The following is a 16,686-nucleotide window of genomic DNA, read 5'->3' on the forward strand; positions in this document are numbered from 1 at the left end:
CCCCCCCTCCCCCCATCTCCCCCGCTCCCCCTCTCCCCGCTCCCCATCGCCATGCCATCCCCAACTCTCAAATATGCTTACTTTCCCGGTTGCGTGGCCCAAGGCGCGTGCCGAGAACTTTACCAATCTACCCAAGCGCTGACTCAAGCTCTGGGGATTGAACTGTTAGAACTCAAAAAAGCCTCTTGCTGCGGTTCCGGCACTTTTAAAGAAGATTCCCAACTGCTGGAAGATACTGTCAATGCCCGCAATATTGCTTTAGCGGAAGAACTTAACTTGCCTTTGCTTACACATTGCAGCACCTGTCAAGGAGTCCTCGGTCATGTAGATGAACGATTGAAGGAATCTCAGCAAACAGACCCCGCTTATGTTGGTCAGATTAATGCTTTGCTGACCAAAGAAGGTTGTTCTCCTTATAAAGGAAGTACAGAGGTCAAACATCTACTGTGGGCTTTAGTGGCAGATTATGGCCTAGAGGAAATTCAAAATCGAGTTACTCGCAAGCTTTCTGGTTTAAACTGCGCCGCATTTTATGGTTGCTACCTGCTGCGAGCTCAAACCCATAACCCTTATGACGATCCGTTTCAGCCGGAATCTATGGAAAATGTGTTCCGGGCGGTTGGGGCGACACCCGTTTATTACCGAGGGCGGACTCAGTGCTGTGGTTGGCCGCTTTCGAGCTATGCTACCGAGCAGTCTTTTAAGATGGCTGGATCGCATATTGAAGAAGCTATTGACAAAGGTGCAGATTGTATAGTAACGCCTTGTCCTTTGTGCCATCTCAATCTAGATTCGCGTCAGCCGGAAGTTGAGAAAGTAATTGATCGCAAGTTAGGTTTACCAGTATTACATTTGCCCCAATTGGTTGCTCTAGCTTTAGGGGTAGAGCCGCAAAAACTTGGACTCGATCGCCACGTTGTTTCGACTCGCCCTGTCTTGGAAAAGTTAGGTTTTTAGCGATCGCCACCGCCAAGATGAACACAGCAAGTTGTATTTTTGGATAACTTTACGTAACGCCAGCTTCTAGGCGGTTTCTAGGCTGTATCCTAACCGCCCAGAGAGCAGCGTTACGGATAATTACCTTGGTGCTTGCTAACAGTTAACAGTTAACAGTTAACAATTAACAATTAACTAGAAATTTTGAGTATCAGGCCCAGTATCAATGGCTCCAGGTGGATTCAGGAATAGATTTTTGGCACTGCTATTCTGGTAGATGCAATTAATGTCAGGTTTGCCTTCCAGAGTACCTGTGAAGCCAAAGGTATTCATGCGGTTTTTACAATCACGTACTTGGTCTTGAGTGATTAGTCTTCTTTGCTCCAAAATCGCCCAGTTATTTGTTCGCAGGACGCATCCTGGTGTCATCGCCGGCTGAGAGATATAGACATTAAAGGGATTGAGGGTTACGTAAACCCGCATATCTGTCACCATCGCACTAGCTCCATACTGAACGCAGAGTTCAGCATTAGGGGCACTGCGATCGATAAATTCGCGGGAAGCTACGTTCTCTGGGCTAATTGTTGCGGTAGAACTAAAGGCAATACCGATGCCAATTCCCAAAATAAAGATGGCTGCTAAAATCCCTAAAGATGCGTAATTGATCAGAGATTTACCAGCGGTGGCTGAACGCCGGGACGCACCACTGCGGGATATGGGGATTTCAGATTCCATCTCATCCCAGGGTTCGCCGGGGCCGGTTCTAGCGGAGGAAGACTTCGGTTTACGTTTCATAGACGGCACGATCGCAAATTCTAGAGATTAGGCAGGGACTCTCTTCATCCTAATATAGCGGTTTGTTGCTAAATTCAGTATAGTTGTGCTCTCTTTTCTATAGAGTGGGCAATCCCTTTGGCCGGCATAGCCATCGCCGCCAATCGCCTGTAACTCATAGCTATAAATGCTTGTGGGCGATCGCCTACGTGACATTTAATTATGTCCCACCACTTACCTTGTCGGGATTTTAATAGTTGATTAAACTATGTTAAAGTAAAATGCTCCCGCACCGTTTAGAGCAATTGATGAATTTAGATAATTTACGGAGGGGATAGAGTCGTGTCTGTCGAGACTATTGAAAAGCGTTCAACAGTCCGCAAAATTGCACCGCGCTATCGGGTTTTGCTTCACAATGATGACTTCAACTCTATGGAGTATGTGGTGCAAACTTTGATGCACACGGTACCGAGTCTGACTCAGCCGCAGGCTGTGAATATTATGATGGAAGCCCATACTAACGGACTCGCAGTGGTGATTATCTGCGCTCAAGAGCACGCTGAGTTCTACAGCGAAACGTTGAATAATCACGGACTGATCAGCACAATTGAACCAGATGAGTAAGATGAGGGTTAGCCTTCAGCAATTAGTTCGCGAATTTATGAAGGGCTAGAAATTTTTGATGATTGACTAATGGATATCTGTCATTGCGAGCGAAGCGAAGCAATCGCAAGGTTTTGAGATTGCTTCGCTTTGCTCGCAATGACAAGTATTTAACCTGGCACAATATAATGGCAAATTATCTTAAGATATCTCATTACCCCGTCCCTTTAAGGCTGGGTATTTTTCTTATTAGTTTACTCTCGATTTGGCTACCACTGGCCGCGCCGATTTATCTGCTGGTTAAGGATAGTAACTTAGCAACTATTCTGACTATGGGGCTACTATTCGGAGAGTTTATGTTGCTGGTGCAATGGTGGGGAAAGAAGGTTTACCGACGACCTCATTTGCTCAAAAGCTATGGGTTAGTGGGAACGAGGGAAAATGCCTTAGATTTGCTGGGAGGGTTTGGAATTGGTGCCTTGCTTACGTTCAGTTTATTTGGCTTTGAGGGACTCTTGGGCTGGCTGACGTGGGAGGAGTCGGAGAAGGGAATTAAATTGATTTTAGAGGGATTAGCAACTGGTTTGGGAGTTGGTTTTGCTGAGGAGTTGGTATTTCGCGGTTGGTTATTGGATGAGTTGCAGCGCGACTATAGTTTGAAGGTGTCGCTTTGGGTTAATGCTGTGGTATTTGGATTGTCTCATTTTTTGAAGCCGCTGTCGGAAATGTTACGGACTTGGCCTCAGTTTCCGGGTTTGTTGTTGTTGGGTTTAATTTTAGTTTGGGCGAAGCGATCGCACCAAAATCGCCTCGGTTTGCCGATGGGCTTTCATGCAGGTTTAATCTGGAGCTATTATATTATTAATGTGGGGCAATTGGTACAATATTCTGGCTCTGTTCCTGATTGGATTACGGGTGTCGATCGCAATCCGCTGGCTGGTTTGATGGGACTATTGTTTTTGGGGGCGATCGCGTTTTGGATGGGGAAACTCTCTAGATCTCCTAGTTAATTCATACAGTTAATTCATACAAGATTTATCACTAGATTTCTACTAAAAAAGTAAGGCGGGCAGTGCCCGCCTCAGAACTACTATTATCATTACTTCAACCAAATCTATAGCCGAATCCTCGCACGGTGATAATATACTCTGGCTTGCTAGGTTCTATTTCCAATTTCTCACGCAGCCAGCGAATGTGAACATCAACAGTTTTGCTGTCTCCAATAAAATCGTGACCCCAAATCTGTTCGAGCAACTGATCGCGAGACCAAACTCGCCGAGGGTAACTCATAAATAGTTCCAGTAACCGAAACTGTTTGGGAGAAAATTTCACTTCTTCACCGCGAACAATGACTCGGCACTCTTCAGGATAAAGAGTTATACTCTTATATTGGAGCATAACAGGATGGGGTAGTTGACCTAAACGCTGGCGACGCATCAAGGCGCGACAGCGGGCAACAAATTCCCGTATCCCAAAAGGTTTTGTTAAGTAGTCATCAGCTCCTGCTTCTAAGTAAAAGGCGCAGTTGTTAGCGCTCCCTCTGGCACCAACGATTAAAATTGGTACTGGATTTCCTTGATGCCGTAACATTCGACACAGATCCAAACCGTTAATTGAATCCATAATTAACAGGTTGAATGGAAATTCGTCATGATGGTGAAATGAAGGACTTTGCACCGATGGAAGTGCGTTGCGCCCGTCATTAGTAACAAGCACGTCGTAGCCCTGCTCTTCTAAAGCTAAAGCCAGCATTTCCCTAAGCAGCTCTTCACCTTCTAGTAATAGTATGCGACCAGTTTGTTTTGTAGCTGGTCTTGAAGGACTTTCGCTTAATTCAGCAGAAGACATAAATATTGGTAGAGTTATGTTTGTTTGTGGCTGGTTGGAGCCGCCTTCTTCAGTAGCTTAGGCGCTCTTGGTACAGCGATCGCCCTTAAGCAACCACTGGGCCGCTCGCTTTCAGTTCTCTGCCATTCCATCCAACAAACAGGCGCTCAACTTGATTGAGTTGCTCGTACAGGGTAGGCATGGGAACACTAGCCTTACAAAACGAATTCAGGTGTTGAGCAGTTGCAGTAGCAGCCCTGTCTGGCTGTGTACAGGCATCTGATGCCTGGTTGTTTCTGGGTGTTGGCGTTCATTTATTAAACATCGCCCACTTAAGAGTTAACCAGGTTGTACTGAATTAATAGGGGGATGGCTTTATAGTACAGGTAAAAGATTATTAAGAGGTAAAGATTTGGTTATATAATGGTTAAATTATTAACGTTAAGTAATACCAATGGTAAAAATACGTAAAAATACGTAAAACTCTAAAGTTGAGCTTGATGTAAAGTAGTAAGTTTACAAGCGGTATTGGTCGTTAAGATGAAGTTTGTACATTAAGATTTCTTTAATTTTTATAATGTTGCTGCATTTAAGTACATGGCCGGAAGTGGAAACCTATTTAGAGCAATCTCAGGGTATGATTCTGCCGATTGGTTCGACAGAACAGCACGGGCCTACGGGGTTGATTGGGACTGATGCGATTTGCGCCGAAGCGATCGCTAAGGGTGTTGGCGAACAGGTGAAAGCAATGGTGGGGCCGACTATTAATGTCGGGATGGCCTTACATCATACAGATTTCCCTGGCTCAGTCAGTTTGCGACCCAGCACTCTGATGCTCGTGATCCGTGATTATATCACCTGTTTGACAAAATCAGGTTTTACTAAGTTTTTCTTTATTAACGGTCACGGTGGCAATATTGCGACGATGAAGGCTGCTTTCTCTGAAACTTACGCTCATCTGTCAGATTTGAACATTAAGAATGCTGATTTAGTGCAGTGCTCTGTAGGCAATTGGTTTATGTGCAGTTCTGTTTACAAGTTAGCAAAGGAATTGTATGGCGATCGCGAAGGTTCTCACGCTACGCCTAGTGAAGTGGCGTTAACTCAGTATGTCTATCCAGAGGCAATTAAACAAGCACCGCTATCAGAAAATGTTGCTTCTGGATATAAAATTTATGGCGCAACTGACTTTCGCCGCCGCTATCCTGATGGTCGCATGGGTTCTAATCCTGCTTTGGCAACACCCGAACATGGCCAAAAGTTTTATGAGTTGGCGGTGAAAGAATTGAGTAACAGTTATTTAGAATTTTTGAGCTCGGATTAAAAATTTTCCCGGTTTTAAGCTGTTGTGCATTTAAACTGCGATCTAAGCATTCAACCTTAATTCTTAACGAGTAAGCAATCCAGACTTTTTAGCAATGAGTGAAGACAGGTAAGAATTACGTGCCTTTAAAAAGTTATGTAGACGCTGTGGATAATCGTCTACTACTGCATTTTGTACCGATGCGTGGGAGTGCAAAACCGATCGCCAATTGTTAATTTTTGGAGTGGTTGCAAAAAAATCAAAATCCGCGATCGCATCAAATACATCAAAATACCGAAATATGGGCCCATAGACAGCATCAACTAGAGAAAACCGATCGCCAGCAAAATAAGGGCGATCGCTCAAATTATTCTCTAACCAAGTAAATTTCTGGCTCAGGTCTTGCTGTTTTTGCTCGAAGGATATCTCATCTGCCGCATTGTAGAAGCCTGCAATAATGTTGAGGATACTAGAGCCAAATTCAATCCAAGCGCGATGTTTGGCTTTTTCTAAAGGGTCAGCAGGATGCAGCGATCCGGGCGTGACTTCATCCAAATATTCGCAAATTACGGCAGATTCAAACAATGTCTCGCGATCGCCAACGATCAGTAGTGGCACTTTACCCAAGGGAGAAATATTACGGAACCAATCAGGTTTGTCAGCTAAATCGATATAGGTTCGCTCGTGGGGAATTTGTTTCTCAAGTAAAGTAATAACAGCCCGTTGAACATAAGGGCAAAGAACATGACTAATAAGATGCAATTTAGGGGACATGGCTAAAACTCTCCAATTTACTAGGTTGTAGTCACAGCTTGTAATCTGCTATTCGCTTCTGAGAGCGATCGCTCCCTTAATGCGTTGTTCAATTTGCAGTGAGGAAATAGACCCAACAATCAAAACACCACCGATAATTTGTAAGGGCGCAAGGTTTTGACCAAACCAGATCCAGGCAAGTATTCCAGCGATCAATGGTTCAATTGAGGCAGCGATCGCCCAAAGTGTAGAGGCCCCAACCACCGCTAGGATTCCGACTGGATTCTGCTTTTGCATCTGTGTTTCCTTGCACAAGATTGCTTTGGCAATAGTTGCAAGTAGAATAATTGAATCTGCAACTAATCTTATAGTAATATGCAATAATTGAAATTGCAACTACTTTGGTAAAAAATTTTTTGCTCTATGACTAGGAAGCTAGACTCTATGCGAAACGCCACTTGGCGACTGTTTCTGACTGTCCAGATTCGGGTGATTGAGCGGATTCAGGAACAACTGTCTGCTGCAAACTTGCCGCCCTTGGAATGGTATGACGTATTGTGGGCGCTGCAAGAAACACCGGATCGGCGGTTGCGGTTAAGCGAACTTGCAGATCGAGTTCTGTTAAGTCGTAGTAATCTGACTCGCTTGCTCGATCGCTTAGAGAAAAATGAGTTGTTGTATCGCGAACCCTGTCCAACAGATCGTAGGGGAACCTTTGCTGTCTTAACTGAAGCAGGCGCAGCAATGCAAAAGCAAATGTGGGCGATCTATTCAGAAGGGATTGCGGAGTATTTTGGCGATCGCCTCAGTGATGAAGAAGTAAAAGTTATGCAGCAAGGATTCAAAAAAATTCTTGGTGCGAGCGATCGCGATCGCTAACCTTCAAACCACCTCTCTATTGATAACCTAAACAGCTAAACGTTAAGTTTCACCACCGCAGATCGCCTCTCCCAAATCAATACCCTCCAAACAGTCAGGCGGGTGGTTATCTAGCAATGATTTGAGTACGCTTCCCTAGTGCTACACAGATAATTACTCCTATGGCAAAACTCAGTGTGGTAATTGTTAAACGCTCGCCAAGAAACATAGCTGATGCCAGTATGGTTAGAAATGGCTGAAGAAGCTGAACTTGCCCAATACGCGCAACACCGCCTAGAGATAGGCCTCGATACCACGCGAAAAACCCAAAGAACATACTGAAGATGCTCACATAAAGAAAACCTAACATAGCACCAGATGAAACCGTTGAAAAATTAGAGGGTGCGTGTTGCCACACAATCGGAAGCAGCACTGGTGCTGATAAGATCAAAGACCAACAGATGACTTGCCACGAGCCAAATGTGCGCGATAATACTGCCCCTTCTGCATATCCTAAACCCGCAGCGCCAACGGCTCCCAATAAGGCCAGATCCACTAACCGAATAGAGCCCCTACCTGATAACAGCGCGAAGCCAATTACCAATGCGCTACCCAAGCCTGCAAAGATCCAAAATGCTAGGGAGGGGCGCTCACCTGCCCGCCACACCCCGCACAGAGCCGTTGAGAGTGGTAGTAACCCTGTAATCACTGCTCCATAAGAAGCTGGTGCATCACGCATGGCGATCGCAGATAGCAAAGGAAACCCAATTACAACTCCAGCAATAACAATACAAAATTTGGGCAGAAATCGCACAGGGGGAATAGTTTGGCGCGTGATGACAAGCAAAATTAACGACAAGCCTGCGGCCACGATCGCCCGCCCCAAACCGACAAAAACTGGATCGAATCCTGAAACTGCAATTCGCGTTGCTGGCAAGGTAAGACTAAAGATAAGTACGCCTAGAAATCCATAGGCAAACCCTCTCAACTCTTTTTGCGACTCTGGAGGTGTACTCATTTTGTCTCTTGTAGCTGAAGGAAGGGGAGCAGGGGAGATGGGGAAGATGAGTAATTAGCGATTAGCGATTAGCGATTAGCGATTAGCGATTACCAATTACCAATTACCAATTACCAATTACCAATTGTTCAGTAATTTGAGCAGCAATCGCTTCTCCAATAGCTAGGGAAGCAGTAGCAGCCGGCGAAGGTGCATTACAAACATGAATCGCATTTTGTCCTTTAACTAATAAGAAATCATCGACTAATTTACCATCATTTGCTAAGGCTTGAGCGCGGACACCTGCATGGGTGGGAACTAAATCTTGAGCTTGTACTTCAGGAATTAACCTTTGTAAACTCCTGACAAAAGCAGCTTTACTAAAAGAGCGAATTACCTCTTCAATCCCAACTCCAGCATATTTTGCTGCCAATTTCCAGAAGCCAGGATAAGTAAAAACCTCCGCTGCATCGCGCAAGTCAATATCAGTTTTTCGGTAGCCTTCTCGTTTCAAACTCAGCACAGCATTCGGGCCGGCGTGAATAGTTCCGTCAATCATCCGGGTGAAATGAACTCCTAAAAAGGGAAAATTAGGATTAGGAACTGGATAAATTAAGTGCTTGACAAGATAACGTTTCTCTGGTATAAGTTCGTAGTATTCTCCCCGGAATGGTACAATCTGAATTTGGGGATTAACTTGACCGAGTTTGGCAACGCGATCGCTTTGAAGTCCCGCACAATTTACTATAAATTTTGTCTCGAAAGCACCTTGATTAGTTTCGAGGATGTGAGTGTTGTTGCTAGTAATAATTTTCTCAACTTGGGTATTGAGATGTAGTTCGCCTCCTCTTGATTTAACTAACTCAGCATATTTTTGGGAAACTTGCTTGTAGTTGATAATTCCCGTGCTGGGAACGCGAATAGCGGCTAAGCAACTTACGTGAGGTTCAATTTCCTTTACTTGTTCATTAGAGATTTTTTCAACCTTTAATCCATTCTCTAAACCACGTTGATACAGGTTTTCTAATAAGGGTATTTCTTGTGGTTCTGTAGCGACAATTATTTTACCACAAATTTCGTAATCAATACCATGCTGTTGACAGAATTCTACTAAAGATGTATTACCATCGCGGCTAAATTTTGCTTTTAAGCTTCCTGGTTTGTAGTAAATTCCAGAGTGAATTACTCCGCTGTTGTGTCCTGTTTGGTGAGGAGCCCAATTGGACTCTTTTTCTAAAACTAAAATCCGGCGATCTGGGTAAGTGCGAGTTAAAGCCATTGCCGCAGAAAGTCCGACAATTCCACCGCCAATAACTGCGAAGTCATATAAATTTTGGGTTGGGGATGTAACTGGAACCATTAAATCAGTATTAATAGACATAGCTGATAATCTCTTATTCGATCCTCTTCCTTCTTTTTTCTTCTAGAGTTTTTGCCAAATTTTAATTGTAGCGTCATTACTGCCACTAGCGATCGTATTTCCATCAGGGCTAAAGGCTACAGAGCGAACTGAATTTGAATGGTCTGTGAGAGTGCGATCGGGAGAGATTTTTACTCCTACTTCTAAATCTCTAGTTAACTGCCATAGCATCACAGTTCCATCTATACTACCGCTAACTAAAGTATCACCTTGAGGGCTAAAAGCTAGAGATTCAACAGAATCCGAATGACCGATCAGGGCAGCAAAATCTCTACCCATACTTAGCTGCCAAATTTTTATAGTTTTATCGCCACTGCTGCTAGCAAGCAGCTTACCATCTGGGCTGAAAGCGACAGACCAAACTGGATAAGAATGACCTAATAAGGTAGCCAAGGGTTTGTTGGTACTTACATCCCACAGACCAATAGTGCCATCGCCGCTACCACTGGCTAGGGTTTTGCCATCGGGACTGAAGGCAACAGACCAAACTGGGTAGGAATGGGCGTTGAGGGTGGTGAAGGGTTTGCAGTTGGTTAAATCCCAGAGTCCAATTGTGCCATCAGAACTGCCAGCAACAAGGATCTTGCCGTCGGGACTTAAAGTAATGGAACAAACTGGCACGGAGAAACCGCTTTTGATGTCTAGCTTTTGATTGCTGGCTACATCCCATAAGTCTATGAGTTCGTCGCTGCCACTGGCGAGAGTTTGGCTATCTGGGCTGAAGGCGAGGGGATAAAAGGAAAAAACTAAGTCTGGTTCGGGGTTAAGGGTGCTCTCTTGCCCGGTTTTCAGATCCCATAGTTTAACGGTTTTGTCGTTGCTGCTACTGGCTAGGGTGTTTCCGTCGGGGCTGATGGCGATCGCCCTAATTCCTTGTGTGTGTCCCGTGAGGGTTCGCACGCATTCCCAAGTCTGGTTTTGAGGCTTTGGCATGGACTGAAATAATTGTACCGTTAGGGGCTATGCCTGCGGACTTCGGCTCTGCGCTCAGTCGAATGCTGGCTACGCCTATGCACTGCTATTGACAAGTTATAGCAGATTCGGCTGTATGGGAATAGTTTATTGTTTATTTTGGATTGTGGGCGCTACGGGTTTTGGCTGTTAGGGGGTGGCGATCGCGTTAATTGTTAACTATTTAAGCTGATTTACCATTAGACACTTCATTTTACTTAAGAGCTAATATTTTAATGCAATTAACTCATATCATAAAACTTCCTAAATCCATGTAAAGCTTTCTTAAAGATTTCCTTACATTTGACCATCAGTTTACAGAAAAAAAATAAATTAAACTTACTCTTGCTATTTATTTAAAGAATGAATATAATTTTTTAGTTAAGAGAAAGCAAAGTAAACAAAATACTCCAGAAAAGCTACCACTAGCAGCATTAACGACAAAAACCTCGCGCTAGCATTATTGTCGTCACATCAAAAGAAACATAGATTGTTGACTTTGACGAGTTACGAGTATTGATATCTAAAAGCACTCCAAAATTGTCAGGGCATTTACCATGAACCAAGAAATCATTTTCGTTGACTCCTCCGTACAAGATTATCAAAGTCTAATTTTCAACAACGATCCCGCTCAAACTTTTATTATAAATGAAAATTTGAGCGGCATCGAACAAATTACCAATACTTTAGTAAATCAAAAAAATATTTCCGCCATTCATATAGTTTCTCACGGTAGCGATGGGACTCTATTTCTAGGTAACTCACCCCTCAACTCAACAACCCTAGAAACCCACGCAGCTACCATACAAAAATGGGGCAAAGCCTTAAAACTAAATGCAGATATTCTCCTCTACGGTTGTAATGTTGCCCAAAGTAATAAAGGAAAATCCTTTGTTAAATACCTAAGTCAATTAACTAAAGCCAATGTTGCCGCCTCCACTAATCTTACAGGTAATGCCAAATTAGGTGGAGACTGGAACTTAGAATTTATCATCGGTAAAATTCAAGCTAAGTTAGCATTCTCTCCCGCAGTAATGACCGCTTACAGTAGTGTCTTAGGTGATGGCTTAGGTGGAGTTGGAACTGGTACAAATAATTTAAAATTGTGGCTCAAAGCCGACGCTTTAACAGGATTTACCAATGGTAATTCTGTTGGCACTTGGAACGACTCATCTGGTAATGGAATAGTTTTGAGTCAAGGTACTGCCGCTGCACAACCTACTTATAAAACTGCGGGCTTTAATAGCCTACCCACCCTCTCATTTAATGGCTCTCAATACTTAGACACTGCTTTTAACGCAAGCTTAAATCCAAATCAATACACGGTTATTACAGTCAACCAAGTCACAGGTGGTGCGGGAACGGTGAGGTCTACCATTACGAGCCGAGAGACCTCTCCCTTGCGGGGATATATGCTCTATGCTCTTGATAGTCAATGGCTTTTGCAGGTAGGTCGAGATCCCAATAATAATAATATTTGGGCTGTGGCCGGTAATAGTACTTCTATCACTTTAAATAGCGGATATATTACATCTGGTTCCTATGACGGTAGCCAAAATACAATATCAGTTAATGGCACAACAAAATCTCTTCCCTTCACTAATTTTTATCCAAATACATCAAAACCTCTCCGGGTAGGGGGTGGAAAAACGGAAGGAGGTGTTGATTTTCTTTTCGTTGGGGATATTTCGGAAGTCATATTGTATGACAAAGCTTTAAACAACGCCGAGCATACTCTAGTTGATAACTACTTAGGTGCTAAATACAACATTACCATTGTTAACGATAAATATGCTGGGGACACTACAGCCAATGGCGACTACGACCTCAATGTAGCAGGCATTGGCAAAGAAGCCAACGGCAACAACACGAATGGCAACACCACAGGCGGTTTAATTATTGATAATGGTACATTCTTACAAGATAACGGCGACTATCTAATTGCCGGTCAAATAGAAACAGCCAATGCTACCAATCTCACAACAGACCTTCCCACAGTTCCCAGCGCTAGTGGAATTAACCGTTTGTCTCGCGTGTGGTATCTCGATAAAACTGATACCAATAGTAATGGTGGAACAGCCAACCTCACCTTCGACTTTTCCGACACTGGATTAGGTGGTACTCCTACTGGAAAATATCATCTCTTATATCGTGCTGGAACAACAGGTAATTTCGCTTACGTTAACAATGCCACTTTCACTACCAGCAGCAATTTTAGCATCACTGGCGACCAAGTAACTTTCAATGTTGATGTCGGATTGCTCAATGATGGCTACTACACATTAGCATCAAAAATTAACGATAATCCCCTAATTGACAATATTGCTAACCCAGCCGCGATTAATGAAGACGCAGGTCAACAAACGATTACTCTCACAGGTATTAGTGATTTAGAAACCGCAACTAACGCCCTGAATCTCACGGCGACTTCTAATAACACAGCTTTAACTGGTACGCCCACAATTACTAATAATAATGATGGCACGGCAACCCTCAAATATACTCCCATAACCGATGCCAACGGCACTGCTAATATCACCGTCACCGTTACAGATGCGGATACTGGTGCTGTAACTAAACCCTTTACTGTCACCGTTACCCCCGTCAATGACAAACCCAGTTTCACCGCCACCAACCCCACCGCAGTTAATGAAGATGCGGGGGCGCAAACAGTAACGGGTTGGGCTACCTTCAACGCTGGCGCAGCCAACGAATCCGCCCAAACTGCCACTTATACTGTTAGTAACATCGGCACTCCTGGCTTATTTGCAGTATCGCCAGCAATAGACGCAAGCGGCAACCTCACTTACACCCCCGCCGCCGATGCCTTCGGCACTTCTACCTTTGATGTAAAAGTCCAAGATAACGGCGGCACTGCTAACGGCGGTGTTGATACTTCCGCAGTACAAAACTTTACTATTACCGTTAACCCAGTCAATGACAAACCCAGTTTCAGTAACTTAGGCAATCAAACCCTAACAGCTTGGACAAACACAATTCAAACCGTCAGTAATTGGGTAAATAGTGTTACTTTCGGTTCCACCAATGAATCAAGTCAAACAGTTAGCAACTACATTGTTACTAACACCGACAACACCCTATTTACAACTCAACCAAGTGTAGCAACCAATGGCACACTGACCTACACTCCTAGCGGTAAACCCGGTACTGCGACTGTTAGCGTGCAACTGCAAGATGACGGCGGTACAGCGAATGGTGGTGTTGACCTTTCCGATACAGCTACTTTTAATATCACCATTCCCGTACCGAAAGTTAACCTGACTGCCAGCACAACTACTACCAGCGAAGCGGGGAAAACAGCTATTACTTTTACCGCCACTGCTGAAGCTAATGTTGTCGGCGCTCAAACAGTTAATTTAGCATTAACTGGTACTGCGAGTGCTGCTGATTTTACTACTACTATTCCCACTCAAATAACCATACCAGATGGAAGTAATACGGGACAAGTAACCATTACAGTTAATGATGATTTTCTTGTCGAAGGTGCGGAAACAGCTACTTTAACAATTAGTAATCCGTCAACAGGAATAGCATTAGGAACTACTACTAACCAAAGTGTGACGATTGCTGATAACGATACGAAAGGCATCACTGTCACACCAACCACAGGATTAACTACAACTGAAGCGGGAGGAACTGCTAATTTTACTGTAGTTCTAAATAGCCAACCCGCAGCCGATGTTAGTATTGGAATTACTTCTGATAAAACTACTGAAGGTAAAGTAGATAAATCCAGTTTAACTTTCACGAATGCTAACTGGAATACTCCTCAAACTGTCACCGTTACTGGCGTAGATGATTTAGTGGTTGATGGCAATATTGCTTACAATATCTTAACTGCTGCGGCCACCAGTACCGATACTAATTACAACGGTGTTGATGCTGCCGATGTCGCGGTTACGAATATTGATAACGACACGAAAGGCATCACTATCACACCCACCGCTGGTTTAATTACAACTGAATCCGGAGGAACTGCTAATTTTACTGTAGTTCTGAATACCCAACCCACAGCCGATGTTAGTATTGGGATTACTTCTGATAAAACTACTGAAGGTAAAGTAGATAAATCCAGTTTAACTTTCACGAATGCTAACTGGAATACTCCTCAAACTGTCACCGTTACTGGCGTAGATGATTTAGTAGTTGATGGCAATATTGCTTACAACATCTTAACTGCTGCGGCCACCAGTACCGATACTAATTACAACGGTGTTGATGCTGCTGATGTTGCAGTTACTAATATTGATAACGATATCACACCTGTGCCTGCACCCACACCCGCACCTGTGCCTACGCCCTCGGTAACGCTAACTCCCACGCCAATAACTAATAATATCCCAGACGATAGCTGCATCTGCGAAACAATTGTCTATTCCGAATTAAACCAACCTAACCAAGTTGAAAACACCATCATCGGTGTACCCGGACTTCAAATAGGCACTGCCCAAAACGACAAATTTCTTGGTAGCAACACTGGCAATATATTCGATGCCAAATCTGGGGATGATAACCTCTATGGTGGCGAGAAAAAAGACATCTTTAATGGCAACAAAGGCAAGGACTTCATCACCGGAGGTAACGGCGATGACCTCCTCTATGGAGACGAAGACAACGACATCATTATTGGTGAGTTTGGTAACGATTTAATCTTCGGAGGTAAAGGTTTAGACTCTCTGAATGGCCGTGAAGGTAATGACATCATTCTGGGCAATAAAGATGATGACTTCATTGATGGTGGCAAGAATAATGACATTTTATCGGGAGGCAAAGGTAATGACATAATTCTTGGGAGTGAAGGTAATGATAACCTGTTTGGACAGCTAGATTCTGATACTATCTGTGGTGGTGTAGGTGATGACTTAATTAGTGGTAACGAACAAGACGATATTCTCGGAGGATGTGAAGGAAACGACACAATTTACGGAGGTGAAGATAACGATACTCTTACGGGTGGTAAAGGTAACGATATCCTTTACGGAGACGTAGGAAATGATAGCTTGATTGGCGGTAGCAATAACGATGTCTTTGTCTTAAAAGCTGGTCATGGCTTTGATATTATCGGTGATTTTACCATCGGTCAAGACTCGATCGGATTAAGCGGAGGTTTGAGTTTTGGTCAGTTAGAATTAACTCAAAATACTCAGGGAACTATCATCAAAAACCTTTTGACAGGAGAGCAGTTAGCTGTTATCGCTGGCGTGAGTAAAGATGCGATAACCTCTGCTAATTTTCTGTTGATTTAATCAGGTTACGTTTAGGCGATCGCTTTCCCTTTAACTCAAAGCGATCGCCTTTTAGTATTTAAAACCCTAGAAGGCAGAAAGTAAGTAGGGGAGAGAAATGCTTCAAATCATAATTGTCGCCCTCTGAATGCTTCCCCGACAAGTTTGCAAACATACCTCCGATATCGATCGGTATAGCGATCGCACCCCGCCGCCACAACCTCTACTGAGAAGGTGTCAGAAATTTGCGAGCGAAGTATCAAGATTTCTCTACAACCCAACTTTTAATGACAATTTTGTGATAAAGAGTTATAAATACGGGGTGCTACCCTTCAGGGGTGTTGGTCAGGTATGGGGGGCAGCACCCTTACGCTATAAACCGGAGAAAAGGTTATGCCTGAGCTATTGCAGTGTATGGAGTGTGGTACCCAACTAAGTACCGACGTGGATAAATGTCCCCATTGCCATACAGAATATCCTCGCGGGGTGGTATGTCTAGGTTGTTTTGAAACTCTCAAACAATCGGAAGCAGTTAAACATGAGACTCACAGCACGCATTCTACTAAATATTTTCATGCCGCTTGCTATCATCAAGTCATAAAGCCCCTGATTTTAGATTCAAGCTTTTCTAGAGGAAATTTTACTCCTTCTAGTATAGGAAAAACTTACGATCGAAAGACTCTAAATGCGCTAATAAAAGCTGACGCTAAAAGAGTTAAGAAACAAAATAGTAGAAATCGCTATAAACATCTAAAAAAGATAGTCAGTAAAGTTTTTACCATCTTATTACTGTTAATAATCGAATTTATTTTTTGGGCAATAATCTTGAATTTAATGTTTGGAGAAATTGGATTAGCAATTGCATTTATAGTTACAGTCCTTCTTACTCTAGTAATTATGAAAGAGATGTAAAATTGACTTTTAGCTAATAGCTAGTAGCTAATTGAGGTCAATTAATAATCATAGAACTTACACAGCGATCGCCTAACGCCGCCAACAGGTGCGGTAAAGTCACCGC

Annotated in this window: 15 protein-coding genes; 7 read left to right on the plus strand and 8 right to left on the minus strand. The window is 43.4% G+C overall.

The features are described from left to right. The first annotated feature begins 51 nt into the window (after nt 1-51). On the plus strand, nt 52-957 hold the full coding sequence (locus tag PN499_RS21860; RefSeq protein WP_272034597.1) for a CoB--CoM heterodisulfide reductase iron-sulfur subunit B family protein: 906 nt from the start codon (nt 52-54) through the stop codon (nt 955-957). Between the two features lie 174 nt (nt 958-1,131). Here PN499_RS21860 and PN499_RS21865 read toward each other — a convergent pair whose 3' ends face one another. Next, on the minus strand, nt 1,132-1,731 hold the full coding sequence (locus PN499_RS21865; protein ID WP_272034572.1) for a DUF3172 domain-containing protein: 600 nt from the start codon (nt 1,729-1,731) through the stop codon (nt 1,132-1,134). Between the two features lie 321 nt (nt 1,732-2,052). Between PN499_RS21865 and clpS the strand changes: the two genes are divergently transcribed. After that, nucleotides 2,053-2,334, plus strand: coding sequence for an ATP-dependent Clp protease adapter ClpS (clpS, locus tag PN499_RS21870; protein ID WP_007357540.1), 282 nt, complete (start codon nt 2,053-2,055; stop codon nt 2,332-2,334). Nucleotides 2,335-2,501: 167 nt separating this feature from the next. Beyond that, nucleotides 2,502-3,323: a CPBP family intramembrane glutamic endopeptidase gene (locus PN499_RS21875; RefSeq protein ID WP_272034574.1), complete on the plus strand. Its 822-nt coding sequence runs from the start codon at nt 2,502-2,504 to the stop codon at nt 3,321-3,323. Between the two features lie 94 nt (nt 3,324-3,417). On the opposite strand, the gene PN499_RS21880 is transcribed toward PN499_RS21875, so the two are convergent. After that, entirely contained in the window at nt 3,418-4,161 is a 744-nt protein-coding gene (locus PN499_RS21880; RefSeq protein ID WP_272034576.1) for a winged helix-turn-helix domain-containing protein, read from the minus strand. Nucleotides 4,162-4,717: 556 nt separating this feature from the next. Between PN499_RS21880 and PN499_RS21885 the strand changes: the two genes are divergently transcribed. Next, a complete protein-coding gene (locus tag PN499_RS21885; RefSeq protein WP_272034578.1) occupies nt 4,718-5,464 on the plus strand; it encodes a creatininase family protein in 747 nt (248 codons plus the stop codon). 63 nt (nt 5,465-5,527) lie between these two features. Here PN499_RS21885 and PN499_RS21890 read toward each other — a convergent pair whose 3' ends face one another. Next, complete coding sequence (locus PN499_RS21890) at nt 5,528-6,217, minus strand: glutathione S-transferase family protein (RefSeq protein WP_272034580.1); 690 nt, start codon at nt 6,215-6,217, stop codon at nt 5,528-5,530. 48 nt (nt 6,218-6,265) lie between these two features. Continuing rightward, complete coding sequence (locus tag PN499_RS21895) at nt 6,266-6,493, minus strand: hypothetical protein (protein WP_272034582.1); 228 nt, start codon at nt 6,491-6,493, stop codon at nt 6,266-6,268. Between the two features lie 147 nt (nt 6,494-6,640). Here PN499_RS21895 and PN499_RS21900 point away from each other — a divergent pair, with 147 nt between their 5' ends. Next, nucleotides 6,641-7,075, plus strand: coding sequence for a MarR family winged helix-turn-helix transcriptional regulator (locus PN499_RS21900; RefSeq protein WP_272034584.1), 435 nt, complete (start codon nt 6,641-6,643; stop codon nt 7,073-7,075). 106 nt (nt 7,076-7,181) lie between these two features. Here PN499_RS21900 and PN499_RS21905 read toward each other — a convergent pair whose 3' ends face one another. The 3 genes from PN499_RS21905 to PN499_RS21915 all read right to left on the minus strand — a co-directional run bounded on the left by PN499_RS21905 (nt 7,182) and on the right by PN499_RS21915 (nt 10,404). Next, nucleotides 7,182-8,072 carry a DMT family transporter gene (locus tag PN499_RS21905; RefSeq protein WP_272034586.1) on the minus strand — a complete coding sequence of 297 codons (891 nt, stop codon included), beginning with the start codon at nt 8,070-8,072 and terminating at the stop codon, nt 7,182-7,184. Between the two features lie 103 nt (nt 8,073-8,175). Further along, nucleotides 8,176-9,432 carry an L-2-hydroxyglutarate oxidase gene (gene lhgO, locus PN499_RS21910; RefSeq protein ID WP_272034587.1) on the minus strand — a complete coding sequence of 419 codons (1,257 nt, stop codon included), beginning with the start codon at nt 9,430-9,432 and terminating at the stop codon, nt 8,176-8,178. A gap of 42 nt (nt 9,433-9,474) precedes the next feature. Continuing rightward, nucleotides 9,475-10,404, minus strand: coding sequence for a WD40 repeat domain-containing protein (locus PN499_RS21915; RefSeq protein ID WP_272034589.1), 930 nt, complete (start codon nt 10,402-10,404; stop codon nt 9,475-9,477). A gap of 575 nt (nt 10,405-10,979) precedes the next feature. Between PN499_RS21915 and PN499_RS21920 the strand changes: the two genes are divergently transcribed. Then, entirely contained in the window at nt 10,980-15,689 is a 4,710-nt protein-coding gene (locus PN499_RS21920; RefSeq protein WP_272034591.1) for a DUF4347 domain-containing protein, read from the plus strand. A gap of 107 nt (nt 15,690-15,796) precedes the next feature. Here PN499_RS21920 and PN499_RS21925 read toward each other — a convergent pair whose 3' ends face one another. Further along, nucleotides 15,797-15,931 carry a hypothetical protein gene (locus PN499_RS21925; RefSeq protein WP_272034593.1) on the minus strand — a complete coding sequence of 45 codons (135 nt, stop codon included), beginning with the start codon at nt 15,929-15,931 and terminating at the stop codon, nt 15,797-15,799. A gap of 130 nt (nt 15,932-16,061) precedes the next feature. On the opposite strand from PN499_RS21925, the gene PN499_RS21930 reads away from it, so the two are divergent. Next, complete coding sequence (locus PN499_RS21930) at nt 16,062-16,580, plus strand: hypothetical protein (protein ID WP_272034595.1); 519 nt, start codon at nt 16,062-16,064, stop codon at nt 16,578-16,580. Nucleotides 16,581-16,686 lie beyond the last annotated feature (106 nt).

The organism is Kamptonema animale CS-326 (assembly GCF_028330895.1).
GTDB classification, from domain to species: domain Bacteria; phylum Cyanobacteriota; class Cyanobacteriia; order Cyanobacteriales; family Microcoleaceae; genus Kamptonema; species Kamptonema formosum.